The organism is Acuticoccus sp., assembly GCF_965213555.1.
Lineage (GTDB): Bacteria > Pseudomonadota > Alphaproteobacteria > Rhizobiales > Amorphaceae > Acuticoccus.
This window is the reverse complement of record NZ_OZ243890.1, coordinates 2,838,931-2,864,307: the sequence shown is the minus strand read 5'-3', so window position 1 is coordinate 2,864,307 and position 25,377 is coordinate 2,838,931. Positions and strand designations below refer to the sequence as shown.

Annotated in this window: 23 protein-coding genes; 14 read left to right on the top strand and 9 right to left on the bottom strand. The window is 71.5% G+C overall.

Annotated features, from left to right (window positions below; genetic code table 11):
- Positions 1-4: 4 nt before the first annotated feature.
- From ACOOE8_RS13515 to ACOOE8_RS13480, 8 genes are all read right to left on the bottom strand, one after another.
- Complete coding sequence (locus tag ACOOE8_RS13515) at positions 5-874, bottom strand: branched-chain amino acid ABC transporter permease (protein ID WP_420391969.1); 870 nt, start codon at positions 872-874, stop codon at positions 5-7.
- A gap of 1 nt (position 875) precedes the next feature.
- Entirely contained in the window at positions 876-2,006 is a 1,131-nt protein-coding gene (locus ACOOE8_RS13510; RefSeq protein ID WP_420391968.1) for an ABC transporter substrate-binding protein, read from the bottom strand.
- A gap of 162 nt (positions 2,007-2,168) precedes the next feature.
- Positions 2,169-2,480, bottom strand: coding sequence for a hypothetical protein (locus tag ACOOE8_RS13505; RefSeq protein WP_420391967.1), 312 nt, complete (start codon positions 2,478-2,480; stop codon positions 2,169-2,171).
- A gap of 220 nt (positions 2,481-2,700) precedes the next feature.
- Positions 2,701-3,906, bottom strand: coding sequence for a geranylgeranyl diphosphate reductase (locus tag ACOOE8_RS13500; protein ID WP_420391966.1), 1,206 nt, complete (start codon positions 3,904-3,906; stop codon positions 2,701-2,703).
- A gap of 137 nt (positions 3,907-4,043) precedes the next feature.
- Positions 4,044-5,363 carry a BCD family MFS transporter gene (locus ACOOE8_RS13495; RefSeq protein ID WP_420391965.1) on the bottom strand — a complete coding sequence of 440 codons (1,320 nt, stop codon included), beginning with the start codon at positions 5,361-5,363 and terminating at the stop codon, positions 4,044-4,046.
- Positions 5,360-6,238 carry a chlorophyll synthase ChlG gene (chlG, locus tag ACOOE8_RS13490; RefSeq protein ID WP_420391964.1) on the bottom strand — a complete coding sequence of 293 codons (879 nt, stop codon included), beginning with the start codon at positions 6,236-6,238 and terminating at the stop codon, positions 5,360-5,362. The genes ACOOE8_RS13495 and chlG overlap by 4 nt, the downstream gene beginning before the upstream one ends.
- 97 nt (positions 6,239-6,335) lie before the next feature.
- Entirely contained in the window at positions 6,336-7,670 is a 1,335-nt protein-coding gene (gene ppsR, locus ACOOE8_RS13485) for a transcriptional regulator PpsR (RefSeq protein ID WP_420391963.1), read from the bottom strand.
- 98 nt (positions 7,671-7,768) lie between these two features.
- A complete protein-coding gene (locus ACOOE8_RS13480; protein WP_420391962.1) occupies positions 7,769-8,671 on the bottom strand; it encodes a cobalamin B12-binding domain-containing protein in 903 nt (300 codons plus the stop codon).
- A gap of 218 nt (positions 8,672-8,889) precedes the next feature.
- Here ACOOE8_RS13480 and bchF point away from each other — a divergent pair, with 218 nt between their 5' ends.
- Genes bchF through hemA form a run of 14 tightly spaced genes read left to right on the top strand, consistent with a single transcriptional unit; the run spans position 8,890 to position 24,418 of the window.
- Positions 8,890-9,399: a 2-vinyl bacteriochlorophyllide hydratase gene (bchF, locus tag ACOOE8_RS13475; RefSeq protein WP_420391961.1), complete on the top strand. Its 510-nt coding sequence runs from the start codon at positions 8,890-8,892 to the stop codon at positions 9,397-9,399.
- Positions 9,396-10,682: a ferredoxin:protochlorophyllide reductase (ATP-dependent) subunit N gene (locus ACOOE8_RS13470; RefSeq protein ID WP_420391960.1), complete on the top strand. Its 1,287-nt coding sequence runs from the start codon at positions 9,396-9,398 to the stop codon at positions 10,680-10,682. Before bchF ends, ACOOE8_RS13470 begins: the two co-directional genes overlap by 4 nt.
- On the top strand, positions 10,679-12,199 hold the full coding sequence (gene bchB / locus ACOOE8_RS13465) for a ferredoxin:protochlorophyllide reductase (ATP-dependent) subunit B (protein ID WP_420391959.1): 1,521 nt from the start codon (positions 10,679-10,681) through the stop codon (positions 12,197-12,199). Before ACOOE8_RS13470 ends, bchB begins: the two co-directional genes overlap by 4 nt.
- Positions 12,174-15,839 (top strand): magnesium chelatase subunit H, encoded by a 3,666-nt coding sequence (locus ACOOE8_RS13460; RefSeq protein ID WP_420391958.1) that lies wholly within the window; start codon positions 12,174-12,176, stop codon positions 15,837-15,839. The genes bchB and ACOOE8_RS13460 overlap by 26 nt, the downstream gene beginning before the upstream one ends.
- Positions 15,836-16,729 (top strand): ferredoxin:protochlorophyllide reductase (ATP-dependent) iron-sulfur ATP-binding protein, encoded by an 894-nt coding sequence (gene bchL / locus ACOOE8_RS13455; protein ID WP_420391957.1) that lies wholly within the window; start codon positions 15,836-15,838, stop codon positions 16,727-16,729. The genes ACOOE8_RS13460 and bchL overlap by 4 nt, the downstream gene beginning before the upstream one ends.
- Before the next feature lie 8 nt (positions 16,730-16,737).
- Complete coding sequence (bchM, locus tag ACOOE8_RS13450) at positions 16,738-17,436, top strand: magnesium protoporphyrin IX methyltransferase (RefSeq protein WP_420391956.1); 699 nt, start codon at positions 16,738-16,740, stop codon at positions 17,434-17,436.
- Positions 17,433-18,854, top strand: coding sequence for a BCD family MFS transporter (locus tag ACOOE8_RS13445; protein WP_420391955.1), 1,422 nt, complete (start codon positions 17,433-17,435; stop codon positions 18,852-18,854). The genes bchM and ACOOE8_RS13445 overlap by 4 nt, the downstream gene beginning before the upstream one ends.
- A gap of 33 nt (positions 18,855-18,887) precedes the next feature.
- The gene (gene puhA, locus ACOOE8_RS13440; RefSeq protein ID WP_420391954.1) at positions 18,888-19,811 is read left to right on the top strand and encodes a photosynthetic reaction center subunit H; all 924 of its coding nucleotides are present in this window, start codon (positions 18,888-18,890) and stop codon (positions 19,809-19,811) included.
- Positions 19,808-20,470, top strand: a complete 663-nt coding sequence (gene puhB, locus ACOOE8_RS13435; RefSeq protein WP_420391953.1) for a photosynthetic complex putative assembly protein PuhB — start codon at positions 19,808-19,810, stop codon at positions 20,468-20,470. The genes puhA and puhB overlap by 4 nt, the downstream gene beginning before the upstream one ends.
- Before the next feature lie 28 nt (positions 20,471-20,498).
- The gene (gene puhC, locus ACOOE8_RS13430; protein WP_420391952.1) at positions 20,499-20,975 is read left to right on the top strand and encodes a photosynthetic complex assembly protein PuhC; all 477 of its coding nucleotides are present in this window, start codon (positions 20,499-20,501) and stop codon (positions 20,973-20,975) included.
- Positions 20,972-21,277, top strand: coding sequence for a hypothetical protein (locus ACOOE8_RS13425; protein ID WP_420391951.1), 306 nt, complete (start codon positions 20,972-20,974; stop codon positions 21,275-21,277). The genes puhC and ACOOE8_RS13425 overlap by 4 nt, the downstream gene beginning before the upstream one ends.
- Positions 21,274-22,359 (top strand): magnesium-protoporphyrin IX monomethyl ester (oxidative) cyclase, encoded by a 1,086-nt coding sequence (acsF, locus tag ACOOE8_RS13420; protein WP_420391950.1) that lies wholly within the window; start codon positions 21,274-21,276, stop codon positions 22,357-22,359. Before ACOOE8_RS13425 ends, acsF begins: the two co-directional genes overlap by 4 nt.
- Positions 22,360-22,361: 2 nt before the next feature.
- Positions 22,362-23,165: a putative photosynthetic complex assembly protein PuhE gene (gene puhE, locus ACOOE8_RS13415; protein ID WP_420391949.1), complete on the top strand. Its 804-nt coding sequence runs from the start codon at positions 22,362-22,364 to the stop codon at positions 23,163-23,165.
- 32 nt (positions 23,166-23,197) lie between these two features.
- Positions 23,198-24,418 carry a 5-aminolevulinate synthase gene (gene hemA / locus ACOOE8_RS13410; protein WP_420391948.1) on the top strand — a complete coding sequence of 407 codons (1,221 nt, stop codon included), beginning with the start codon at positions 23,198-23,200 and terminating at the stop codon, positions 24,416-24,418.
- A gap of 17 nt (positions 24,419-24,435) precedes the next feature.
- Here hemA and ACOOE8_RS13405 read toward each other — a convergent pair whose 3' ends face one another.
- Positions 24,436-25,356: a hypothetical protein gene (locus ACOOE8_RS13405; protein ID WP_420391947.1), complete on the bottom strand. Its 921-nt coding sequence runs from the start codon at positions 25,354-25,356 to the stop codon at positions 24,436-24,438.
- Positions 25,357-25,377 lie beyond the last annotated feature (21 nt).

The following is a 25,377-nucleotide window of genomic DNA, read 5'->3' as shown; positions in this document are numbered from 1 at the left end:
GGCGTCAGTGGACCCCTGCCCGGCCGAACAGCCCCGACGGGCGCACGAGGATGAACAGGAACAGGATCGCGAACGTCACGCCCTCGGTCCACTGGGACTCGAAGTAGAGGAGCGCGAGGTTCTCGGCGAGCCCGAGCCCGAAGCCGGTCACGAGCGCGCCCGAGACCGAGCCGATGCCGCCGACGATGGTGGCCGCCAGCGAGATCAGCATCACGTGGTGGCCGAGCGCAGGGTTGAGCCCGGACGTCGCGCTGGTGATGATCGCCGCCGGCACCACGAGCAGCGAGCCGAGCGCGAAGGCCGCCGTGGAGATCGCCCGCGGCGACAGGCCGAACACGCGGATGAGCTCCGGGTTGTCGGCGAGCGCGCGCAGGCCCATGCCGATGTGCGTGCGGTGGAGGATGAGCTGGAGCGCGACGAAGAAGGCGACGGCGCAGGCGATGGCGATCCACGCGAGCGGCGAGACGAACACGCCGTCCATCACCTCCACCGAGCGCGACAGCTCCGTCGTCACCGTGACGTAGGACCGGCCGAACACCATGCCGACGAGGTTCTGCACCGCGATGGCGATGCCGAAGGAGGCGACGAACACGGTGAAGAACGAGCCCTCGTGGCGCTGGATCGGGGCGTAGATCAGCCGGTCCATGAACACGCCGAACGCCACCGCGACGAGGCTGCTGGCGCCGATGGAGACGGCGAGCGGCACGCCCGCCGCGTTCGTGGAGGCGAACGTGTAGGCGGCCAGCACGAACGTCGTCCCGTGCGCGAAGTGGAAGATGCGCGTGGAGCCGAAGATCAGCGAGAAGCCGGCCGCGGTGAGCGCGTAGAGCGCGCCCACCTGGAGCCCGGTGATCGCGAGCTGTAGCCAGAGCACGTCAGTTCGCGGCGTCGACCGTGTCGATGGGGACGCCCGCGCCGTCCTCGATCCGGTTGATCTGGATCGGCGCGATGACGGTGCCGTTGTCGAGGAACGAGACGGTGCCGCCCACGAAGTCGAACGTCTCCGTCGCGTCGCGCTCGGCGAGGAGGTTCGCGCCGGTGACCTCCTCCCCCTTCGCCTCGAGCGCCGCGGCGAGCACGCCGAACAAATGCACCGCGTTATAGTAGTTCACGTTGTAGGTGGTCGGGTCGTTGCCGGTCTTGGCCTTGAAGTCCTCGACGAAGCGCTGGGTGACCGGGTCGTCGGAGCCGTAGTCCACGCTCTGCGTCGTGTAGATCATCCCCTCCGCCTCGGGCAGGCCGAGCGCGTCCGGCACCGCGTACCCGGAGTAGGTCACGAGGGGAACCTCGACACCGTTGTCGCGAAGCTGCTTGACGATCTGGATCTGCTGCGCGCCGTAGGAGGCGATGTAGACCGCGTCCGGGTTCGCCGCCCGCACCCGCGCGGCGATGCCTGAGAACTGCTGCGCCGTCACCGGCACGGACAGCACCTCGACGAGCTCGCCGCCGCCCTCGGGCAACGCCTCCTCGAGCTCGCCGAGGATCGCCTGGCCGAACGGATCGTCGATGTAGACGAGCACGACTCGCTGCGCGCCCATCTCCTCGATCATGTACGGGACGATCGCCTGGACCTCGAGGTTCACCAGCGGAATGACGTTCCAGAAGTACTCGCCGAGCTCGGCGAGGTCCGGCCCGACGCCGCCGCCGTTCACCGCCACGACCTCGTTGCGCTGGGCGAGCGTGGAGATCGCCTTCGACACGCCGGTGAAGGCGGACAGGACGTACGGCACCTCGTCCACGTTGACGAGCTTGGTCATGCCGACCACGGCCGGCTGCGGCAGGCCCTGGGAGTCCTCGTAGCGAATGGCGAGGTCGCCGGACAGGATGTCGTCGGCGTTGATGTGCTCGACCGCGAGGTCCGCGCCCGCCATGAAGACGTCGCCGTAGGTGGCGTTGGGGCCCGACAACGGGAACAGCGCGCCGATCTCATAGTCCTCGGCGGCGGCAGTCGTGGGCAGCGCGGCGCACGCCGCGAGCATCGCCGCGGCGACGGTCGTGTGTCGCATCAAGTTCCTCCCCGGGGGGCCGCCGTTCGAGCCGGCGGCGTTGCGTACCCATCGACTCGCGCCGTGGACGTCTGCGCCGCATTTGACCGGGGATGCACGGCAGCTGTCAAACGCAAACTCGCCGCCCGAGGTGGCGCACCGTTGCCGTTGCGCCGTCCGGCATCAGCTCGCGGAAGGAGCCGGGGCCCAGACGCCGCACCAGCCGGTCGAGTGCACCTGGCCGGCCACGATGGCGCACTCGGCCATCTCGGGGTCAGATTCGTTGAGCGAGCTGTACTCGGCGACATGCTCGGCCTGCCAGTGGATACAGTTGGCGCAGAACTGCTCCTTGTTGGCGGTAATGGGCACGTACATCACCGCCTCGGGCGGGATCTTGGTCTGCGCCTGTGCCCGGATGCCGAGACCGGCGGTGGCAGCCACCGCGACGGTCCCACCGATCAGCGTGCGCCGGGAAACACCCTTTGTGTCGCTCATGGTCGTTCTCCCTCCTCGTCCGCGGCCGGGATACTGCAACCGGCCTGAACATTCGATTTATAACGACTAAAAGGGAGGGAAGGTTCAAGAGTGCGACCGAACGCCAGGACCGGGGAACACAGGGCGCACGGCGTCGCCCGTACCACCCCGAGCGTCGCTCGCCGCTCGGGGATGGTACGGAGGGACAGGCGCCGGTCGAGGTGACGTGGCTTGCGAGGCGTCAGCCGTCGCTGCCGCGCGGCGGAGCGGCCAGGCGGAAGACGTGGGCGAGGTCCTTGAAGAACACGCGCACGTGGGCCATCGGGTCGCGCCGGACGAGCTCCTTGTTCATGTACGCCTGCCAAGTGAGGCGCTGCACGTCAGGGTCACGGCAGATGAGGACGAAGCGCTCGCGGAACCTGTCGCTGCGGTACCAGAACCACTGCATCAGACCGAGCACGGTGAACACGCGCCCGTGCGCCTTCTGGAACGTGCGGCGGGCGGTGGCGAGGGCCTTGGCGTCGCCCGTGGCGAGGTACGCTCCGACGGCCTCGGCGGCGACGCGCCCGGTGTACATCGCGTAGTAGATGCCCTCGCCCGACGCCGGCGCCACGACGCCGGCGGCGTCCCCGGCGAGCACGACGTCGCGCCCGTCGTCCCAGCGCTTGAGCGGCTTCAGCGGGATCGGCGCCCCCTCGCGGCGGACCGTCTCGCAGCCGTCGAGCGCCGCGGAGGCTCGCAGGCGGTCGACGGAGCGGCGCAGGGAGAAGCCCTTCCTGGCCGAGCCGACGCCCACCGAGGTCGTCTCGCCGTGGGGGAAGATCCAGGCGTAGAAGTCCGGCGACAGCTTGCCCTGATAGTAGACGTCGCAGCGCGTCCCGTCGAAGGCACCGCTCGCCTCGCCCGCCGGCGAGCGGACGATCTCGTGGTAGGCGTAGACGCAGGGGATCTTGTCGGCGCCGGGGATGCGCGCCGCCCGCGCCACCTTGGAGCGGGCGCCGTCCGCGCCGATGACCGCCCTCGCCCGCACGCGCCGCTCGTCGCCGCCCTCGCGCCAGACGACGGTGGTGCCGTCCGCGTCCCGCTCCAGCGCCTCGAAGGTGCCGGTGCGGCGCACCGCGCCGGCCTGCGCCGCGCGCTCGCGCAGCCACTCGTCGAACACCTCACGGTCGACCATGCCCACGTAGCCGCCGTCGATGGGCATGTCGACGGAGAGCTCCGACGGCGCCACCATCCGCGCGCTCTTCACGTGGGCGACGAGGAGGTGCTGCGGGATGTCGAAGTCCTTGACGAGCCGCGGCGGGATGGCGCCGCCGCAGGGCTTGATGCGCCCCGCCCGGTCGATCAGGCACACGTGGACGCCGGACCGGGCGAGGTCGGCAGCGGCGGTCGCCCCGGCCGGCCCGCCGCCGACCACGACGACGTCGAAGGATTCGATGGCGCTCATGACGTTCCTTCCGGCTGGGTCGCCGACGCGCGGCGCTCGCGGGGACGGGGTAGGGCGTTCGCCATCACGCGAACGGCGAAGACGAGGATGGCCACCTCCACGACGACCAGGGCGACGAGGGGTTCCACCGCCCTGACCTAGGCAGCGGCGACGCGCGCCGCGCTCGGCGCGGCCGTCGTCCGGGATGGGGCGTCGACGCGCACGGCGAGCCTTGCGGCCCACAGGAAGACGAGCGCCTCCACGCCGAACACGATGGCGTAGGCGACCGCGGGATCGGCGAACAGCGAGCGCGTGAGGTCGATGGCCGCCGTGCCGAGGAAGCCGCCGAGGCCGAAGGCGAAGGCTTGCGCGGCGCCCCAGACGCCGAGCCGCACCCCCTCCCCTGCGACGCGGCCGGCGCCGGCGAGCGACATCATGGTGCCGATGGCGGCGACGGCGAAGGCCCCGTTGGCGACCCCGAGGGCCACGACGAACGGCTCGAGCGGCAGCGTCGGCCGCGCGAGGCCGGCGGCCATCAGCCCCGCGAGGGCGAGGGCGGAGGCGATGCAGCCCCCCACCGTCCACGTCTTCAGCGACCCGAACCGGCCGCGGCCGATCCACGTCGCCCCCACCGCCACGAGGAGCATGCCGAGGAGGACGCCGCCGTGCTGCATCCCTGCGAGCTGCGTCGTCTCACCCGGCGTCATCGCGAACACGGTGCCGCCGAACGGCTCCAGGATGAGGTCCTGCAGGTTGTAGGCGAGCATGGACATGAAGACGAACACGGCGAACCGGCGCGCCTCGTCGTCCCGCCAGACCTCGGCGAGCGCGTCGCGGAAGGCGGGGCGTCTTGCGGGGCGCGCTGGCGCATCGACCCGTCCGCGCTCGATGCCGACGACGCCGACCGCGGTCAACAGGAGGGCCGCGGCGCACACCACGGCGGTGACCGCGACGAGGCGGTGCGGCGTGAACGGGTCGAGGAACGCCCCGGCGATGCCGGCGGTGACGGCGAAGCCCGCGATCATCATCAACCACACGATGGTCGCCGCCGCGCCGCGCCGCACCGGCGCGACGGAGGCCGAAAGCAGCGCGAGCAGCGACGTTCCAGCCGCGCCGACGCCGGCGCCGATCAGGGTGAAGGCGGCGACCGCGAGGGCGATGCCGGCGGCGGGGGCCGAGGCCATCCACGCCGTCGCCACCGCGGCGAGGACGCCGCCTGCCGCGAGCGTCGCCATGCCACCGACCACCCACGGCGTGCGGCGGCGCGCGACGTCAGAGCCGTGCCCGAAGCGCGGCCGCAGCGCCTGCAGCGCGTAGTGGAAGGCGACGAGCGCGCCCGGCAGCATCGCCGGCAGCGCGTACTCCACCACCATCACGCGGTTCATCGTCGACGTCGTCAGCACGACGATGGCGCCGAGGCCGGTCTGCACCAGCCCGAGGCGGACGATGCCGAGGTAGCTGAGCGGACGATCTGTCACTGCACGAGCCCCCTCAGGCAGAAGGCGGTGGCGAGCATGCCGAGCACGTAGAGCATGGTCCCCGTGGCGTTGTACCAGGCGGCGCGCTCGGCCGGCGCGCGCAGGAGGCGCACCATCAGCGCGAACTGCGCCGCGAGGAGCCCCGTCACGACGATGGCGTAGACCGGCCGGCCCCACGACAGGAGCAGCGCGACGACCGCGACCTGCGGCAGCGCCATGACCCAGCACGCAAGTCGCGCCGCCCGCTCGACGCCGAGCTGGACCGGCAGCGAGCGCAGCCCCATCGCCGTGTCCCCGCGCACCGACTTGAAGTCGTTGAGCGTCATGATGCCGTGCGCGCCGACGGAGTAGAGCAGCGCCACGAGCACGATGCGCGCGTCGGGCATCGCGGCCACGGCCACCGTGGCACCGGTGAACCAGGGCACGCCCTCGTAACAGATGGCGACGGCGGAGTTGCCCCACCAGCCGTTCCGCTTCAGCCGGGTCGGAGGGGCGCTGTAGGCCCACGCCATGACGACGGCGAACACCGCCGCTGCAAAGCCCACCGGGCCAAGGAGCGTCGCGGCCATCAGCGAGACGGCCGTCCACGCGAGCGCGATGTACAGCCCCCATCGCCCCGGGATGCGGCCCGACGGGATCGGCCGATGCGGCTCGTTGATCGCGTCGACGTGGCGGTCGAACCAGTCGTTCACCGCCTGGCTCGTGCCACACACCAAGGGTCCAGCGACGAGGACGCCGACGGCGAGGGCCGGCACGCGCTCGACCTCGAACGGTGCGCCCGCCGAGATCACGCCGCACCCGAACGCCCACATCGGCGCGAACCAGGTGATCGGCTTCAGGAGCTCGAGGGCGTCGGCGGCCGCGGGCTGGGACATGGCCGGAAGGCTACGACGGGACCCCGCCACCGTCAATCAAGTTTGACAGTGATCATGACAAAGCAAATGGACACGTGACCGACAAGCGTGCTGCGCGTCAGCCCTCGCCATCGAGGTCGAGCGCCCCGAGCTCGTAACGCCGCATCTTGTTGTACAGGCTCTGGCGCGACAGCCCGAGCACCTCGGCGGCGGAGGCGCGGTTGTTCTCCGTCAGCCGTAGCGCCGCCTCGATGCACAGGCGCTCGATGAGGTCCGTCGCGTCGCGCACGAGGTCCTTCAGCGGCACGCGCCCGACGAGCTCGGTGAGCTGTTGGACGGATCGCTCCAGCCCCGCGGAGGATCCCCAGGGTTGCGGGCGTACCGTGCGGACCGACAGCGCGTAGACCTCGCCCCCCTGGGGTTCGCGAACGGCCACCGCTGCGACCTCGACGTCCTCCGAGGCGCCAAGCTCGCCGCGCAGCACGGTGGCGAAGTTGCGCACCGCGTCCTCCTCGCGAAGCGCGCCGAACAGGAGGCCAGCATCGATCCCGGTGCGTCCCAGCCAGCGCGACACCGGCTCGCCGCGCAGCTGCACGACGCTGCCGTGCTGCGTCAGCTCGACGAACGCGGCGTTGGCCGACAGCACCCTGCCGTCCGCGTCGCAGATGACGAAGCCCTCGGGCATGCGGTCGATGATCTCGGCCAGCCTCGGGCTGGGTTCGGACCCGCCCGCACCCTCCGGAACGACGCGCAGCAGCAGGAACGACTTGGTCGCCTGCGTGAACAGTGCGGCGTGGAGGGCCACCGGCCGCCCGCTCGCGGTGGTCCCGGCGACCTCCTCCCCCGTGCCCGTCGCTCGTACCTCGGACAGGAGGTCGCGCACCTTGGTCCGAGCCTCCTCCGAGAAGAGCCCGGTGAGCGAGGCGCTCCCGACCTCCGCAGGGGTCAGGTCGAACAGCCGGACGGCGGCAGGGTTCGCCTCGATCACGCGCTCGCTCGCCGCGTCTGCGATGATCACCGCCTCGGCGATCTGGTGGAACAGCAGCCGGTAGCGCGCCTCCGTGCCGCGCACCCGCGCGTACTCGCGTTCCATGGACTGCTGGGCGAGGACGAGGCGCTGCTGCAGGCTCGCGAGCCCCGACAGCTCGCGGCCTGCTAGGATCTTCGCGCCGTCGTCGCCGAGGTGGATCAACGCGTACTCGACGGGGATGTCGCTCGCCTCGCCGTTCGGGTGGTTGACGTGGCGCCAGCGGCGGAGCCCCTCGAAGGTGTCGGCGAGCAACGCGTCGACCTTCTCGCGGCTCTCCACGGTGACGGTGCTGTCGAACGCACGGCCGATCCAACTGAGCACCGGCGCCTTCAACAGTTCCGACGCGTTCACCGCGAGGTCGACGACGACACCATCGCTGTCCACCACGAGGGCGATGTCGGCGGCCTTGGCGATGGCCGCCATCGCCTCGCGCACCTCGATCGATGGGAGCGGGTTCGCCGTGTGGAAGCGGCCAAGCGCGGGTCCTGACGCTGACCCCGTGGTGACGGATTGGCCGACGGTCAATTGATCCGGCGGTACGACGCGTCGCCCCGCACGAGCGGCACAAGCTGCTCGGCCACGTGGACGGCCTCGTGGGCGTCCACCGCGGAGGCGTCCGCGCCGACCTCTCCAACCCTTGCCGGGATCGTGTTGAACGGCTTCCCGCCGGCGAGGATGGTCACCGGCCGGTCGGCGGTCTCCCGTCGCACCAACGCCACCGCGCGTCGCGTTCCCTCGAGGAAGCGCTCGCAGCTCGCGGACACGCCGACGAGGTCGACCGGGTTCGACTTCAGGTAGGCTGAGACCTCGCCCGCATCGTACGTGGGGAGCGCGTCCACATGCCAGCCAGCGCGGTGCAGGAACGCCTCCACCAGGAACAATCCGAAGGTGTGCTGCTCGCCCGGCGAGGGCACCAGGAAGGCGCGCCGCGGACGCGGGCCGCAGTCGACCCGGTCGAACGCCGGGCTGAAGTGGCGGAACACCTGCTGCAGGGTGCCCAGCCCGATGGTGACGTCCGCGAAGGAGCGCACGTCCTGCGTCCACATCTCGCCGAGGCGGCGGGCGGTCGCGGCGAACAGGTCGAGGAAGATCACCTCCAGTTCGGCGCCCTGCTGGCGCACGAGCTCGGTCCACACGATGCAGTCCTGCGGCCCGCGCGCGATGACGAGGTCGGCGAACGCGGCGACGTCTTCCGGCAGGATGGGCCGAGGGCAGGTGGGGCGATGTAGGGCGGTCGCGTCGCGCGAGTGGACCATCAGGAGGCGGGGGATGATCTCGCCCTCGATGGTCTGGGTGAGCGCCGCGAAGTGATCGAGCCGCGCCGGCCGGTCGAGCTCGTCGCCCGGGGAGCGACGGACGCTCCTGCCGACGAGGTTCAGCTGCTGCGGCCGATCGCTGACTTGAAGACCCGTCGTACCCGCCATGGTGTCCCCCGCAGCCCCTGATTTTTCAGCGAGCGTACAACCGAACGACGATGTTGACGAGCCATGTCGAGCAACATTCCGCATGCCAGGGCTTTCCAACCGGAGCACCACTGACCCCACCTAACTGTCAACCAAGTTTTACGTCAAGGCGCGTTGACACCCAGCCGACCGGGGCCGTAGCATCGCGATATGACGAGCATTTCTAGGAAACTCATCCTGTGACGGAGCGGCCGGGGCGCCCCCGGAGGGCTCGTGCTGCCCCAGCGCTTTACAGCGCCGAGGAGCGTGTCCGTCGCGACGCCACGGTGTGGACGGTCGTGCAGGGCATCCTCGCGCCGCTGCAGTTCGCCGTGTTCCTGGTCAGCCTCGTCCTCGTCGTGCGCGTCCTCGCCACCGGCGAGGGGGAGGTCGCCGCGACCGCGTCGATCATCCTGAAGACCGCCGTGCTCCTCACGATCATGGTCACCGGGGCGATCTGGGAGAAGGTCGTGTTCGGGCAGTACCTGTTCGCCCCGGCGTTCTTTTGGGAGGACGCGGTGTCGATGCTGGTGATCGCCCTGCATCTGGGCTACGTCGCCGCGCTCGTCACCGGACGGCTCGACACGACCGGGCAGATGTGGCTCGCCCTCGCCGCCTACGCCGCCTACGTCGTCAACGCCGCGCAGTTCGTTCTGAAATTGCGGGCGGCGCGGCTGTCCGCGCCGCAGCTCGCCGCGGGGGCAGCATGAGCGCCCCGGGCTGCACCGCCGCGCCCGTGCTGCGCGAGAGGGGCCAGCGCGAGGTGTTCTGCGGCCTCACCGGCATCGTCTGGATGCACCGCAAGATCCAGGACGCGTTCTTCCTCGTGGTCGGCTCGCGCACCTGCGCCCACCTCCTGCAGTCCGCCGCGGGCGTCATGATCTTCGCCGAGCCTCGCTTCGGCACCGCGATCATCGAGGAGCGCGACCTCGCAGGCATGGCCGACGTCGACGACGAGCTCGACCGCGTCGTCGAGCGGCTCGTCGCGCGGCGGCCCGACATCAGGCTTTTGTTCCTCGTCGGATCCTGCCCCTCGGAGGTCATCAAGCTCGACCTGTCACGGGCTGCGGCGCGGCTCGACGCGGTCCACGCGCCGGCGCTGCGCGTGCTGAATTATTCCGGCAGCGGCATCGAGACGACGTTCACCGAGGGCGAGGACGCCTGCCTCGCGGCGCTCGCGCGCACGCTGCCGGCCGCGGACGAGGCCTCGCTCCTCGTCGTCGGCGCGCTGCCCGACGTGGTGGAGGACCAGTTCGCCCGCCTGTTCGCAGCCATGGGGATGGCGCGCGTCGCCTTCCTGCCGGCGCGCCGCTCGGGCGACATGCCCGCGGTCGGGCCGAAGACGCGCGTCCTCCTCGCCCAGCCGTTCCTGCGCGACACCGCGGCGGCGCTCGCGGACCGTGGCGCCAGCCGCATCGCAGCCCCCTTCCCGTTCGGCGCGGAGGGCACGACGCTGTGGCTCCGCGCCGCGGCCGCAGCGATGGGCGTCGCGGACGCGGCGTGCGAGGCGGCCATCGCCCCCGCGAAGGCGCGGGCGGAGGCGGCGCTCGCCCGCATGCGGCCGGCGCTGGAGGGCCGCTCGATCTTCTTCTTCCCCGACTCGCAGCTCGAGCCGCCGCTGGCGCGGTTCCTCGCCCGCGAGCTCGGCATGCGCCCGGTCGAGGTGGGGACGCCGTACCTGCACCGCGAGCACCTGGCCGAGGAGCTCGCGCTCCTGCCGGAGGGGACGGCGCTGTCGGAGGGGCAGGACGTCGACCGCCAGCTCGACCGGTGCCGCGCCGCGCGGCCCGACCTTGCGGTGTGCGGCCTCGGCCTCGCCAACCCGCTGGAGGCGGAGGGGATCCGCACCAAGTGGGCCATCGAGCTCGTGTTCTCGCCGATCCACGGCTACGAGCAGGCCGCCGACCTTGCCGAGCTGTTCGCCCGCCCGCTGGAGCGCGAGCGCCGCCTCGCCCCCCTCGCCGCGGCCCCCTTCAGGGAGGCGGCGGAGTGAAGCTCACCGTGTGGACCTACGAGGGCCCGCCGCACGTCGGCGCCATGCGCGTCGCGACGGGCATGGAGGGGCTGCACTACGTCCTGCACGCGCCCCAAGGCGACACCTACGCCGATCTCCTGTTCACCATGATCGAGCGGCGCGACCACCGTCCGCCCGTCACCTACACGACGTTCCAGGCGCGCGACCTCGGCGCCGACACCGCCGAGCTGTTCCAGACCGCGTGCCGCGAGGCCTACGAGCGCTTCCGGCCCGAGGCGATGATCGTCGGCGCCTCGTGCACGGCCGAGCTCATCCAGGACGACCCGGCCGGCCTCGCCGCGGCGCTGCGGCTGCCGATCCCCGTGGTGCCGCTGGAGCTGCCCTCCTACCAGAAGAAGGAGAACTTCGGCGCGTCGGAGACCTTCTACCGCTTGGCCCGCGCCCTCGCCGACCCTGCCACCGCCGAGGCGCCCCGGGCGAGGCCCACGTGCAACATCCTCGGCGCGACGGCGCTCGGCTTCCGCCACCGCGACGACGTCGCCGAGGTCACGGCGCTCCTCGACCGGCTCGGCATCGCGGTCAACGTCGCAGCGCCGCTGGGCGCGCGCCCGTCCGACCTCGTGCGGCTGCCGGCGGCGGACTTCAACGTCGTGCTCTACCCCGAGGTCGCCGACACCACGGCGCGCTGGCTGGAGCGTACGTTCAAGCAGCCCCGCACGACGGTCGTCCCCATCGGCGTCGGCGCGACGCGCGAGTTCGTCGCGGAGGTGGCACGCCTCGCGGGCGTCGACCCCGCGCCCGCCGAGGCGGGTTCGCGGCTGCCGTGGTGGTCGCGCTCGGTGGACTCCACGTACCTGACGGGCAAGCGCGTCTTCGTGTTCGGCGATGCGACCCACGCGGTGGCTGCCGCGCGGGTGTGCGCCGACGAGCTCGGCTTCACCGTCGTCGCCGTGGGCACCTACGACCGCGCCTTCGGCCGCGACGTGCGCGCCGCCGCCGAGCGGCACGGCGCGGAGGCCCTCGTCACCGACGACTACCTCGAGGTGGAGGAGGCGATCGCCCGCCTCGCCCCCGAGCTCGTGCTCGGCACGCAGATGGAGCGCCACATCGCCAAGCGCCTCGCGATCCCGTGCGCGGTGATCTCCGCGCCCGTCCACGTGCAGGACTTCCCAGCCCGCCGCTCCCCGGTGATGGGGTTCGAGGGGGCCAACGTCCTCTTCGACACCTTCGTGCATCCCCTCACCATGGGGCTCGAGGAGCACCTTCTCGCCATGTTCCGCGAGGACTTCGAGTTCTCCGATGCCGCCGGCCCCTCGCACCTCACCGCCGAGGCACCGGCTGCCGCCGCACCGGCCGAGCCGTCCGGCGACGAGCCCATCTGCTGGGACGGCGAGGCGGAACGCGAGCTGAAGAAGATCCCGTTCTTCGTGCGCGGGAAGGCGCGCCGGAACGCGGAGGCCTACGCCGCGCAACGGGGCCTCGCCGCCATCTCCCTGGAGACTCTGTACGATGCGAAAGCCCACTTCGGCCGCTGACGCGACCCCGGTGCGGGTCGCCATCGTCACGCTCGACAGCCACCTGGCGGGCGTCGTCGAGCGCGCGGCCGAGCGCCTCGCGCCGGAGCTGCCGGGCCTCACGCTGACGCTCCACGCCGCGAGCACGTGGCACGGCGAGCCGCAGACGCTGGCCGACTGCCGCGAGGCGATCGCCTCCGCCGACATCGTCGTCGCGTCGATGCTGTTCATGGACGACCACATCAAGGCGGTGCTGCCCGACCTTCAGGCGCGCGCGGCGCACTGCGACGCCATGGTGTGCCTGATGTCGGCGGGCGAGGTCATGCGCCTCACCCGCATGGGGCGCTTCGCCATGGGCGGCGAGGCGAAGGGCGTCGTCGGCCTTCTGAAGAAGCTGCGCGGCGGCAAGTCCGCGGCGAAGAGCTCCGGCGCCAGCCAGATGAAGATGCTGCGCCGGCTGCCCAAGATCCTGAAGTACATCCCGGGCACCGCGCAGGACGTGCGCGCCTACTTCGTCGCCATGCAGTACTGGCTCGCCTCGAGCAACGAGAACGTCGCCGAGCTGGTGCGCTTCCTCGTCGGCCGCTACGCTGGCGGCGTGCGCGAGGGGCTGGCGCGGTCCATGGAGGCGCGTCCGCCGGCGGAGTACCCGGAGGTCGGCGTCTACCACCCGAGCCTGCCGGCGCGCATGTCCGAGCGGCTCGCCGACCTCCCGCGGCGCGGCACGCGCGGCACCGTCGGCCTCATCGTCATGCGCGCCTACGTGCTCGCGGGCGACACGGCGCACTACGACGGCGTGATCGATGCGTTCGAGGCGCGCGGCTTCTCCGTCGTGCCGGTGTTCGCAAGCGGGCTCGATGCGCGCGAGGCGGTGGAGCGCTACTTCGTCGGCGCCGACGGCCGGGCGAGCGTCGACGCGGTGGTGTCGCTCACCGGCTTCTCCCTCGTCGGCGGGCCGGCCTACAACAACGCGGCGGCGGCCGAGGCGCTGCTGTCGCGCCTCGACGTGCCCTACACCGTAGCCCAGCCCCTAGAGTTCCAGACGATGGAGGCGTGGGAGGCGTCCCCGGCGGGGCTGCTCCCGATGGAGGCGACCATGATGGTCGCCCTCCCCGAGCTCGACGGGGCGACGGCGCCCATCATCTTCGGCGGCCGCTCGGCCGAGGATCCGGCGCAGCGCGCGATGCAGTCCCACCCCGAGCGCGCCGCGCGCCTCGCCGACCGGATCGCGAGGATGGTCACGCTGCGCCAGACCCCGCGGGCGGAGCGGCGCATCGCCATCGTGCTGTTCGCCTTCCCGCCGAACTCCGGCGCAGCGGGGACCGCGGCCTACCTCGGCGTCTGGGAGTCGCTGTACAACACGCTGCAGCGGCTCGCCGTGGAGGGCTACGACGTGACGCCGCCGGCGAGCGTCGACGCGCTGCGCAGCACGGTGCTGGAGGGCAACGCGGCGCTCGCCGGCGCCGAGGCCAACGTCGCCGCGCGCATCTCCGCAGCGGACCACGTGCGCCGCGAGCCGCACCTTGCCGAGATCGAGGCGCAGTGGGGTCCGGCGCCGGGGCGCGTCGGGACCGACGGGCGCTCGCTGTTCGTGCTCGGCGCTCGCTTCGGCAACGTGTTCGTCGGCCTGCAGCCCGCCTTCGGCTACGAGGGCGACCCCATGCGCCTGCTGTTCGAGCGGGGCTTCGCGCCGACCCACGCGTTCAGCGCGTTCTACCGCTGGCTGCGCGAGGACCTCGGCGCCCATGCCGTCCTGCACTTCGGCACGCACGGCGCGCTGGAGTTCATGCCGGGCAAGCAGGCGGGTCTGTCGGCGGAGTGCTGGCCGGACCGGCTCATCGGCGACCTGCCGAACATCAACCTTTACGCGGCGAACAACCCGTCGGAGGGGCTGATCGCCAAGCGGCGCGCCGCGGCGACGCTCGTCAGCCACCTGACCCCTCCGGTGACGCAGGCCGGGCTCTACCGCGGGCTCATCGACCTCAAGGCCTCCCTCGACCGCTGGCGCGCCGGCGCCACCGGCGCCCTCGGCCGGGACGACCTTGCCGCGCTCATCCAGGCGCAGGCCGCACAGCTCGACCTCACCGCAGCCGAGCCCGCGTGGGCCGATGCCGAGGCTGACGTCGACCGCCTGGCGCGCCGCGTCACCGAGCTCGAGACGACGCTGGTGCCGGACGGGCTGCACGTCGTCGGTGCGCCGATGCCGGCGGAGGCGCGCGCCGACCTCCTCGCTGCCATGGCCGAGGCGAAGGTCGGCGAGCGGCCGGCGGCGGAGGCGATCGCCGCGCTCCTCGCCGGCGAGCCGTCCGGCCTGCCGGGCGACCTTGCCGACGCGCTGCTCGCAGCGGACCGGCTCCTCGCGCAGGACCACGAGCTGCCGGCGATCGTCCGCGCCCTCGACGGCGGCTACATCGCGCCGGTCGCGGGCGGCGACCTGGTGCGCACGCCGGACATCCTGCCGACCGGCCGCAACATCCACGGCTTCGACCCCTACCGCATCCCGAGCGCCTTCGCCCTCGCCGACGGCCGTGCCCAGGCCGAACGGGTGCTCGCGCGCCACGCCGCGGACGGCGGCGGGCTGCCCGAGACCATCGCGTTCGTGCTGTGGGGCACGGACAACCTGAAGAGCGAGGGCTGCGCCATCGGCCAGGCGCTGGCGCTCATCGGCGCGGTGCCGCGCTTCGACAGCTACGGCCGCCTCGCCGGCGCGACGCTCGTCCCGCTCGCCGAGCTCGGTCGCCCGCGCATCGATGTCATGATGACGTTGTCGGGCATCTTCCGTGACCTCCTGCCGCTCCAGACGCGGCTCCTCGCCGAGGCGAGCTGGCTCGCCGCCACCGCCGACGAGCCGGTGGAGGAGAACTTCGTCAGGAAGCACGCCCTCGCTGAGGCGGCGGACGGCGTCGACATGGAGACCGCGGCGCTGCGCGTGTTCTCCAACGCAGACGGGGCCTACGGCTCCAACGTCAACCAGCTCATCGACTCCGGCGCCTGGAGCGACGGGGACGAGCTCGCCGAGACCTACACGCGGCGCAAGTCCTTCGCCTACGGGCGCGATGGCCACGCGGCGCCGCACGGCGAGCACCTCGGCCGGCTCCTCGCCCAGGTGGACCTCGCCTACCAGAACCTCGAGTCGGTGGAGCTCGGCGTCACCACGGTCGACCACTACTTCGACACGCTGGGCGGCATCTCGCGCGCGGTGACGCGCCGCCGCGGCGCGGGCGTGCCGGTCTACATCGGCGACCAGACCCGCGGTGGCGGCAAGGTGCGCACGCTCTCCGAGCAGGTCGCGCTCGAGACGCGCACCCGCACGCTGAACCCCAAGTGGGCCGAGTCGATGCTCAAGCACGGCTACGAGGGCGTGCGGCAGATCGAGGCGCACGTGACGAACACGGTCGGCTGGTCGGCCACCACGGGGCAGGTGGAGCCCTGGGTCTACCGCCGCCTGTCGGAGACCTACGTCCTCGACGCCGAGATGCGCGCCCGGCTCGCCAAGCTGAACCCGGCGGCGTCCTCGCGGCTCGCGAACCGGCTCATCGAGGCGCACGAGCGCAACTACTGGCAGCCCGACGAGGCGACCCTCGAGGCGCTGCGCGAGGCCGGCGACGAGCTTGAAGACATTTTGGAAGGCGTCGGCGCCGACGTCGAGGAGGCGGCATGAACATCGCGATCCGCAACCCCATCGGGCGGGGCGACGGCGAGGGCAGCGTGCAGGTCGCGCTCGACCCAACGGTCAAGATCGAGACCGCGAAGGTGTTCGCGGTCTACGGCAAGGGCGGCATCGGCAAGTCGACGACCTCGTCCAACCTGTCGGTGGCGTTCTCCAAGCTCGGCCTGCGCGTCCTGCAGATCGGCTGCGATCCCAAGCACGACTCGACCTTCACCCTCACCAAGAGCCTGGTCCCCACGGTCATCGACGTCCTGGAGGGCGTCGACTTCCACTCCGAGGAGCTGCGGCCCGAGGACTACGTGTTCGAGGGCTACAACGGCGTCATGTGCGTGGAGGCGGGCGGCCCGCCGGCGGGGACCGGCTGCGGCGGCTACGTCGTCGGCCAGACGGTGAAGCTCCTCAAGGAGCACCACCTCCTGGAGGACACCGACGTGGTCCTCTTCGACGTCCTTGGCGACGTGGTGTGCGGCGGCTTCGCCTCGCCGCTGCAGCACGCCGAGCGCGCGGTCATCGTCACCGCCAACGACTTCGATTCGATCTTCGCGATGAACCGCATCGTGGCCGCGATCGTGGCGAAGTCGAAGAACTACGACGTGCGGCTCGGCGGGGTGATCGCCAACCGCTCCGCCGACACCGACGAGATCGACCGGTTCAACGAGGCGGTGGGCCTCAAGCGCCTCGCCCACTTCAAGGACGTCGACGCGATCCGCCGCTCGCGCCTCAAGAAGCGCACGCTGTTCGAGATGGAGCCGACGCCCGAGGTCGAGGCGGTGCAGAACGAGTACCTGCGCCTTGCAGCGCAGATGTGGGCCGGCACCGAGCCGCTGCAGGCGAGGCCCATGAAGGACCGCGCGATCTTCGACTTCCTCGGGTTCGATTGAGGCTGGCCATGGCGCGTCTCAGCCCCACCTACGCCGACCGGCGCGACGAGCTGAAGACCTACTTCGACCGCACCGCGGTCGATGCGTGGGCCAAGCTGACGTCGACCGCGAAGGTGTCGGGCATCCGCGCCACCGTGCGGGCGGGGCGGGACGAGATGCGCGCGACGCTGCTGTCGTACCTGCCGGACGACCTCGCCGGCGCGCGGCTGCTCGATGCGGGCTGCGGCACAGGCGCCCTCGCGGTCGAGACGGCGCGGCGCGGCGCGGACGTCGTCGCCACGGACCTGTCAGAGCAGCTCGTTGGCCTCGCGCGCGAGCGCAGCCCCGGCGACGTCGCCATCGACTGGCGCGTGGGGGACATGCTGGCGGAGGGGCTCGGCGAGTTCGACGTCGTCGTCGCGATGGACTCGCTCATCCACTACCGCACCGCCGACATGGTCGCCGCGCTGTCGGCGATCGCCCCGCGCACGCGCCGCGCGATCCTCATCACCTTCGCGCCGGCGACGCTCGCCCTGTCGGCCATGCACTCGGTCGGCCGCCTCTTCCCGCGCGGCGACCGTGCGCCCGCCATCGAACCGGTGGCCGAGCGCGCGCTGCGCCGGCAGATCGCCCGCGCGCCGGCGCTCGCCGGCTGGCGGGTGGGTCGCACCCATCGCGTCTCGAAGGGGTTCTACACCTCGCAGGCGATGGAGCTCGTGCCGGCATGACCCTGCGGCTCCTCGACTTCCGCCGGATCAGCCCGCGCCTCCTGCCGTTCGCGGACGTGGCGACGGCGGATTTGCCGCTCGGCCGGCTCCTGCGGCTGTCGCTGTTCCAGGTGTCGGTCGGCATGGCGGTCGTGCTCCTGACGGGCACGCTCAACCGCGTGATGATCGTCGAGATGAGCGTGCCGACCGCGCTCGTCGCGGCGATGATCTCGCTGCCGCTCCTGTTCGCCCCGGCGCGGGCGCTCATCGGCTTCCGCTCCGACGAGCACCGCTCGCTGCTCGGCTGGCGGCGCGTCCCCTACATCTGGTTCGGCACGCTGCTGCAGTTCGGCGGCCTCGCCATCATGCCGTTCGCGCTGCTCCTCTTGTCGGAGGGCGGCAACGGTCCGTCCTGGGCCGGCGAGGCGGGCGCGGCCCTCGCGTTCCTCATGGTCGGCGCGGGGCTTCACACGACGCAGACCGCGGGGCTCGCCCTCGCCTGCGACCTCGCCCCGCGCGAGGCGCGGCCGCGGGTCGTGGCGCTGCTCTACGTCATGCTGCTCATCGGCATGGTGGCGAGCGCGCTGCTGTTCGGCCGCCTCCTCATGGACTTCACCAACGTCAAGCTGATCCAGGTCATTCAGGGCGCGGCGCTCGCCACCATGGCGCTCAACCTCCTCGCCCTGTGGAAGCAGGAGGCACGCCGGCCGGACCTCACCGCCCCGACCCGTCCGCGTCGGAGCTTCGCGGACGCCTGGGCGGCGCTGACCGCGGACCGTGCGGCGACCCGGCTCCTCGTCGCCACCGCGCTCGGCACCGCCGGCTTCTCCATGCAGGACGTGCTCCTCGAGCCCTACGGCGGCGAGATCCTCGGCCTCAGCGTCGGGCGCACCACCGAGCTCACCGCGCTCCTGGCGGGGGGTACGCTCGCCGGCTTCGCCATCGCCGCGCGCCAGATGGGGCGCGCCGCCGACCCGCACCGCCTCGCCGCGTGGGGCGTGCTCGTCGGCATCGGCGCGTTCGCGCTCATCACCTTCGCCGCGCCGCTCTCGGTGCCAGCGCTCTTCCAGGTGGGGGTCGCGCTGATCGGCCTCGGCGGCGGCCTGTTCGTGGTCTCCACCCTGACGGCGGCGATGGCGCTCGGCGACGGCGCGCACTCGGGCCTCGCGCTCGGCGCCTGGGGCGCGGTGCACGCCTCCGCCGCGGGACTTGCCATCGCCGTCGGCGGCGCGGTGCGCGACGTGGTGGGGACGCTGTCGGCCTCGGGTCGGCTCGGCCAGGCGCTCGCCGACCCGTCGGTCGCCTACAGCGTGGTCTACCACATCGAGATCGCGCTCCTGTTCGTCACCCTCGTCGCCATCGGCCCGCTCGTGCGCTACCGCATCGAGCCCGCCGCGCCCCCTCGCACGCCGTTCGGCCTCGCCGAACTTCCCAGCTAACCGGCTCCTCAAGGGACCGAAGGGAGGACACCCATGGAACCTACTGGCACCATCACCGAGCACATCGACGTCGCGCTCGTCGTGCTCTACGCGTTCTGGATATTCTTCTTCGGCCTCGTGTTCTACCTGCAGCGCGAGAGCCGGCGCGAGGGTTTCCCCATGGTGCCTGACAACCCGCTGGAGCGGCGGGCGCGGCAGGGCGACCTGTCGCTGTCGACGCCGCCGAAGAAGCGCTTCGTCACCCTGTTCGACGGCCTCGTTTTCACGCCTCAGGAGCGCAAGGACGACCGTGACATCAGCCAGGTGACGGCACGTCCCGCCCCCGGCATGCCGCTGATCCCCACCGGCAATCCCCTCGTCGATGGCGTCGGCCCGGCGTCCTACGCCATGCGCGTCGACGTCACCGAGAAGACGTCGGAGGGCCACAACCGCATCGTGCCCATGCGCGTGTCCACCGAGCACTTCATCGCCGAGGAGGACCCGAACCCGGTCGGAATGCCGGTGTTCGGCGCCGACGGGCGCTTCGCCGGCACGGTCACGGACATCTGGGTGGACCGGTCCGAGGGGCTCATCCGCTACCTCGAGCTCGAGCTGTCCAACCGCGCGGCGCCCGAAGCCGAGGTCGCCGTCGCGGTGGTCGACCGCGAGGTGGCCGTGGCAGCGACGACGCCCCAGGGCGACACCGTGGTCGCCGCCGTCGCGGTGGAGACCATCGAACCGGTCATCATCGAGCCCAGCGCGTGGGCGCAGCGCCGGCTGATGCCCATCGGCTTCAGCGTGGTCAAGGGACATCGTGGTCGCGTCGACGTCGGCGCCATCACCGCGGCGCAGTTCGCCGACATCCCGCACCCGTCCGATCCCTCGAAGGTGACCCTCGCCGAAGAGGAGCGCGTCGTCGCCTACTTCGCCGGCGGCGCCCTGTACGCCACCCCCCTGCGCGCGGAGCCCCTCCTGTGAACGAAGACATCCACGTCGAGGCGATCCGCGGCCTGCCCGAGCCGCTGCCTGCCGGCGAGCGGCTGCTGTGGCAGGGCTCACCCGACTGGCGGGCGCTCGCCATCGAGGTCTTTCACGTGCGCGCGGTGTGCGCCTACGCGTTGGTCCTGATCGCATGGCGTTGGGCGACCATCCTGCACGACGGCGGCACCCATGCCGAGGCCGCCATCGTCGCCCTGTGGCTCCTCCTGCTACCGGTCGTGGCGTGCGCGATCCTTGCCGGCCTTGCCGCGCTCACCGCGGGGGCGACGGTCTACACGATCACCGACCAGCGCGTCGTCATGCGCATCGGCGTCGCGCTGACGGTGACGTTCAACCTGCCCTACACGCGGATCGCCTCGGCGGCCTACAAGCGGTCCTTCTTCGGGTGCGGCGAGATCCCGCTCACGATTGCCGGGAAGGAACGCGTGTCGTACCTTGTGCTGTGGCCGCACGCGCGCCCCTTCCTGCTGAAGAACCCTCAGCCGATGCTGCGCGCGGTCCCCGACGGAGAGCGCGTCGCGAACCTCCTCGCCCGCGCGCTCGCAATCCACGCGCACCAGTCGGCGAGGTCGGTCGCGCCGGAGGACGCGCGAGCCACCGAGCCGGTCAACGCCGGTTCCACCGTGCTGGCGTCGTAGGCTCGTCGACGCTTCAAGGGAGACGCACATGAACCCGTTCCCCAAGTCCAACCCCATCATCGCCTCGCCACGCGCGCTGATGGCGCTCGCGACGCTCGTGGGGTTCGCCTTCGTGTCGGTGGCGCTCGCACGCATCAACGATGTGCCGACGGCGCCGATGCCGCTCGCACCCGTTGTCGAGACGGTGCGCCTCGCCTTCGTCGACGGCGAGGACGGCGGCGTCCTCGCGCTCAACGAGGCGGACGGCTCGGTCCATGCGGTGGTCGAGCCGCTCACCGGCGGCTTCGTGCGGGGCGTCCTACGCGCCCTCGTCCGCGAGCGCATGAAGCTCGGCATGGCCGGCGCCGCCGGCGCCTTCGAGATCAACCGCCTCGCTGACGGGCACATCACGCTGTCCGATCCGGCGACCGGCCTCATCATCGACCTCGGCGCGTTCGGGTCCACCAACATGGCCGCGTTCGCTGCGATCATGGACGGCACGCCGACCGAAGGAGCGGCGCTGTGATCGCCCGCCTGTTCGCCGCCCGCGAGCGGATCGACGTCGGCTGCACGGTCGAGGTGGAGCACACGTTCGAGAGCCTCGCGGCCCACGTGGTCCTCGACGGTGAGATCGCGATCCGCCCGGGCGATGAGGTCACCGTGCATGGCGAGCCCATCCGCGTGCCCTACGGCGAGACCGCGCGCCTGCGCCGCGAGGCGACCGTGACGCGCGCCCACCCCGTGGAGCGGTTCTGGACCCGCCTGACGGGCGACACCGAGTTCATGGAGCTGTGCGAGTTCAGCTTCTCGGAAAGGACGAAGCCATGAATGCCCCGGTCCGTCACGACGCGCTTGGCGGCAAGCGCGAGGTCTCCGACACCACCCGCGCGGCGCAGGAGACGACGATGCTCTCCCCGCGGTTCTACACGACGGACTTCGCGGAGATGGACCGCCTCGACGTCTCCTCGGTGCGGGCTGAGTGGGACGTCCTGCTGGCGGAGATGAAGGCCGACCCCAACCGTGGGCACTTCAGGAAGAACGCCGACTGGGACACCATCGACTTCGACGCGCTGGACCCTGAGCTCCGTCGCGAGCTCATCGACTTCCTCGTCTCCTCGCTGACCGCCGAGTTCTCCGGCTGCGTGCTCTACAAGGAGATGAAGAAGCGCGGGACCAACGCCGACATCAAGGAACTCTTCACCTACATGAGCCGCGACGAGGCCCGCCACGCCGGCTTCATCAACGACGCGCTCAAGGAAGCCAACATCGGCGTCGACCTCGGCTTTTTGACGAAGACGAAGAAGTACACCTACTTCCGGCCGAAGTTCATCTACTACGCGACGTACTTGTCCGAGAAGATCGGCTACGCGCGCTACATCACGATCTACCGTCACCTCGAGGCGAACCCGGACAACCGCTTCCACCCGATCTTCAAGTGGTTCCGCGAGTGGTGCAACGACGAGTTCCGCCACGGCGAGGCGTTCGCGCTGCTGATGCGGGCGAACCCGCACACGACCGCAGGCCTCAACAAGCTCTGGGTGCGCTTCTTCCAGCTCGCGGTCTACGCGACGATGTACGTGCGCGACCACCAGCGCCCCGCCTTCCACAAGGCGCTCGGCATCGACCCGACGGAGTACGACTACAAGGTGTTCGCGTTGACGCGGGAGATCTCGCGCCAGGTGTTCCCGGTGCTCCTCGACATCGACGCGCCGACCTTCCGGCGTGGGCTCGAGCGGCTACGCGTCATCTCCGAGGGGATGGCCGAGGCTTCGGAGCGGGGCGGGCTCGCCGGGCGGGCGCGCAAGGTGGCGCTGGGCGCTCAGGCGGCCGCGACGTTCGCGCGGCTCTACCTCATGCGCCCGAAGACCAACGCGCTGCCCGACAGCGTGCGCCTCGAGCCGGTCTGGTAGCCGTGCTCGTCCTCGCCACCGCCGCGGCGACGGCCCTGTTCGTGTGGTGGTTCTCCACCCTCGCGATCCTGTTCGCGAACGGGCTGCCGCGTCGTGCGGGCGCGTGGACGGCGGTGGCCGCGACGATCCTCCTCGTCGGCGCGCTCGCCGGCCTGGCGCTCACCCGCGACGTCGCGACACAAGGAGGGGCCTACCTCGCCTTCGGCTGCGCCATCGCGGTGTGGGGCTGGCACGAGCTGATGTTCCTGACGGGCCGCATCACCGGCCCGCGAACCATCCCCGCGCCGCCGGCGGCGGAGGGCGTCGACCGGTTCAAGGCCGCGACGGCGACGGTGATCTACCACGAGGTCGCGCTGGCGCTGACCCTCATCCTCGTCGCGGTGCTCACCCTCGGCGGAGCGAACTGGGTCGGGCTCGCCACCTTCGCGACGCTCTGGGTGATGCGGCTCAGCGCCAAGCTCAACGTCTACCTCGGGGTGCGCAACCTTTCGGAGAGCTTCCTCCCCGACCACCTCGCCTACCTGGAGACGTACTTCCGGCGGCAGCGGATGAACGCGCTGCTGCCGTGGTCTGTGGCGGCGGCCGTCGCCGTCGCGGCGGCGACGCTGCACGGCACGTGGGCGAGCGAGGACCCGTTCGTCGTCGTCGGCGGCACGCTGACGGGCACGCTCCTCCTCCTCGCGGTGGTGGAGCACCTCTTCATGGTCGCGCCGTTCGAGGCGACGGCATTGTGGCGCTGGGGCTTCGCCTCGCGTCGGATGACATCACATGGCGGCCTGAAGCGGGCCGCCGACACCCTGGCATAGCGATGAGAACCGGCGAAAGCGGGAGGCGAGGCATGGACTACGAAGGCTTCTTCAGGACCGAGCTCGAGGGTCTGCACACCGAGGGTCGTTACCGCGTGTTCGCCGACCTCGAGCGCCAGCGCGGTGCCTTCCCCCGCGCATCGCATCACGGCCGGGCCGGCGTGCGCGACGTCACGGTGTGGTGTTCCAACGACTACCTCGGCATGGGCCAGCACCCCGACGTCCTCGCCGCCATGCACGACGCGCTCGACAAGTGCGGCGCGGGCGCCGGCGGGACGCGCAACATCTCCGGCACCAACCACTTCCACGTGGAGCTGGAGCACGAGCTCGCCGACCTGCACCGCAAGGAGGCGGCGCTCCTCTTCACCTCCGGTTACGTGTCGAACTGGGCGGCGCTCGGGACGCTGGCCTCGCGCCTGCCGGACTGCGTCGTCCTGTCGGACTCGATGAACCACGCCTCGATGATCGAGGGCATCCGGCACTCCCGCGCGCGAAAGGTGCTGTGGCGGCACAACGACCCGGAGGACCTCGACGCCAAGCTGTCGGCCCTCGACCCGTCCGTGCCCAAGCTCGTCGCCTTCGAGAGCGTCTACTCCATGGACGGCGACATCGCCCCCATCGCCGAGATCTGCGACGTCGCCGACAAGCACGGCGCGATGACCTACCTCGACGAGGTGCACGCGGTGGGGCTCTACGGCCCGCGCGGCGGCGGCATCGCCGAGCGTGAGGGGCTGATGGACCGCCTCACCGTGATCGAGGGCACGCTCGGCAAGGCGTTCGGCGTGATGGGCGGCTACATCGCAGCCTCGGCGGCACTATGCGACTTCGTGCGCTCGTTCGCGTCCGGCTTCATCTTCACCACCGCCCTGCCCCCGGCGGTCGCTGCGGGCGCGAAGACGTCCATCGCGCACCTCAAGGTCAGCCAGGCGGAGCGGGCGCGGCACCAGAACCGCGTCCGCGCGGTGAGGGCGCGGCTCGATGCGCTCGGCATCCCGCACATGGACAACCCGAGCCACATCGTGCCGGTGATGGTGAAGGATCCCGTCAAATGCAAGTGGATCTCCGACCACCTGCTCGACCACCACGGGATCTACGTCCAGCCGATCAACTATCCGACCGTGGCGCGGGGCACCGAGCGACTGCGCATCACGCCTTCGCCGCTGCACACGGACGCGGACATCGACCGCCTCGCCGACGCGCTCGGCTCGCTGTGGTCCCAGTGCGCGCTCAACCGGGTCGCAGCCGCCGCCTGAGCGACGGATCGCGGCCGTCACGCTGCGTCGACCGCGAAGCGGCCGGCGCGCAGCATGGCGAGGACCCTGCGCTGGCCGCCGCGGCGCATCCTGATGCGCGCGGCGCTCAGCTTGTGGCCGCAGTAGTGTACGAAGGCGGCACCGTCCGCGCGCATGGCGCCGACATCGTAGTCCCGCGAGAAGCGTAGCGCCGATCCGGACCGTGCGGCGAGCGCCGCGAACACGGACTGCTCCGAGAAGTGGTGAGTCATCGGCAGCCCGGCGGCGAGCCATCCCTCGATGGCGTCGAGGTCGATGGTCGCCGTGCTGACGAGCGCGCTCCCTGCGTTCAGCCGCGGTGGCAGGGTGACGCCGAAGTCGAAGTCGACGTAGGGGAAGGGGTCGGGATCGGCCCCGAAGACGTTGACGCCGAGCGGACCCACCGCATGGGCGTGGAGCTCGGTGAGCGGCGCGAAGCACAGCGTGTCGGTGTCAAGCAGGAACACCCGGTCCGAGCGCGTGTAGAGCGCGCCGTTGTAGATCTTCGTTGCGAGGTAGAACGCTTCGTTGAACCGGCAGCTCAGGGTGAGCCCTCGCCTGCCGAGTTCCTCGTTCACCCGGGCCTGCGACTCGGTGCGTAGGACGACGCGCACGTTGGGCACATGCGCCTCGACGATGCCTGCATCGCTGGCGTCGAAGGCACGGTCGCCGAAGACGGTGAGCCGCGCCCTCCCCGGATAGTGCATCACGAACGACTTCGCAGCGTAGACAAGGTCCGCCAGCGTCGAGCGGCCGGCGAGGATGTGGACCTCGAGCGCCCCGTCGTCGTCCTGGGGCGCGGCGGGCACCGGCCGCGTGCTGAACACGCTGCGCCTGCGCAGGTGCGAGTAGTAGTAGTGCGGCGCGACGTAGGCGAGCTTGTCGCTCGTCAACACGTTGCGGATCGTCGACAGCCGCATGCCAGCCCTCCCGTACGCCGG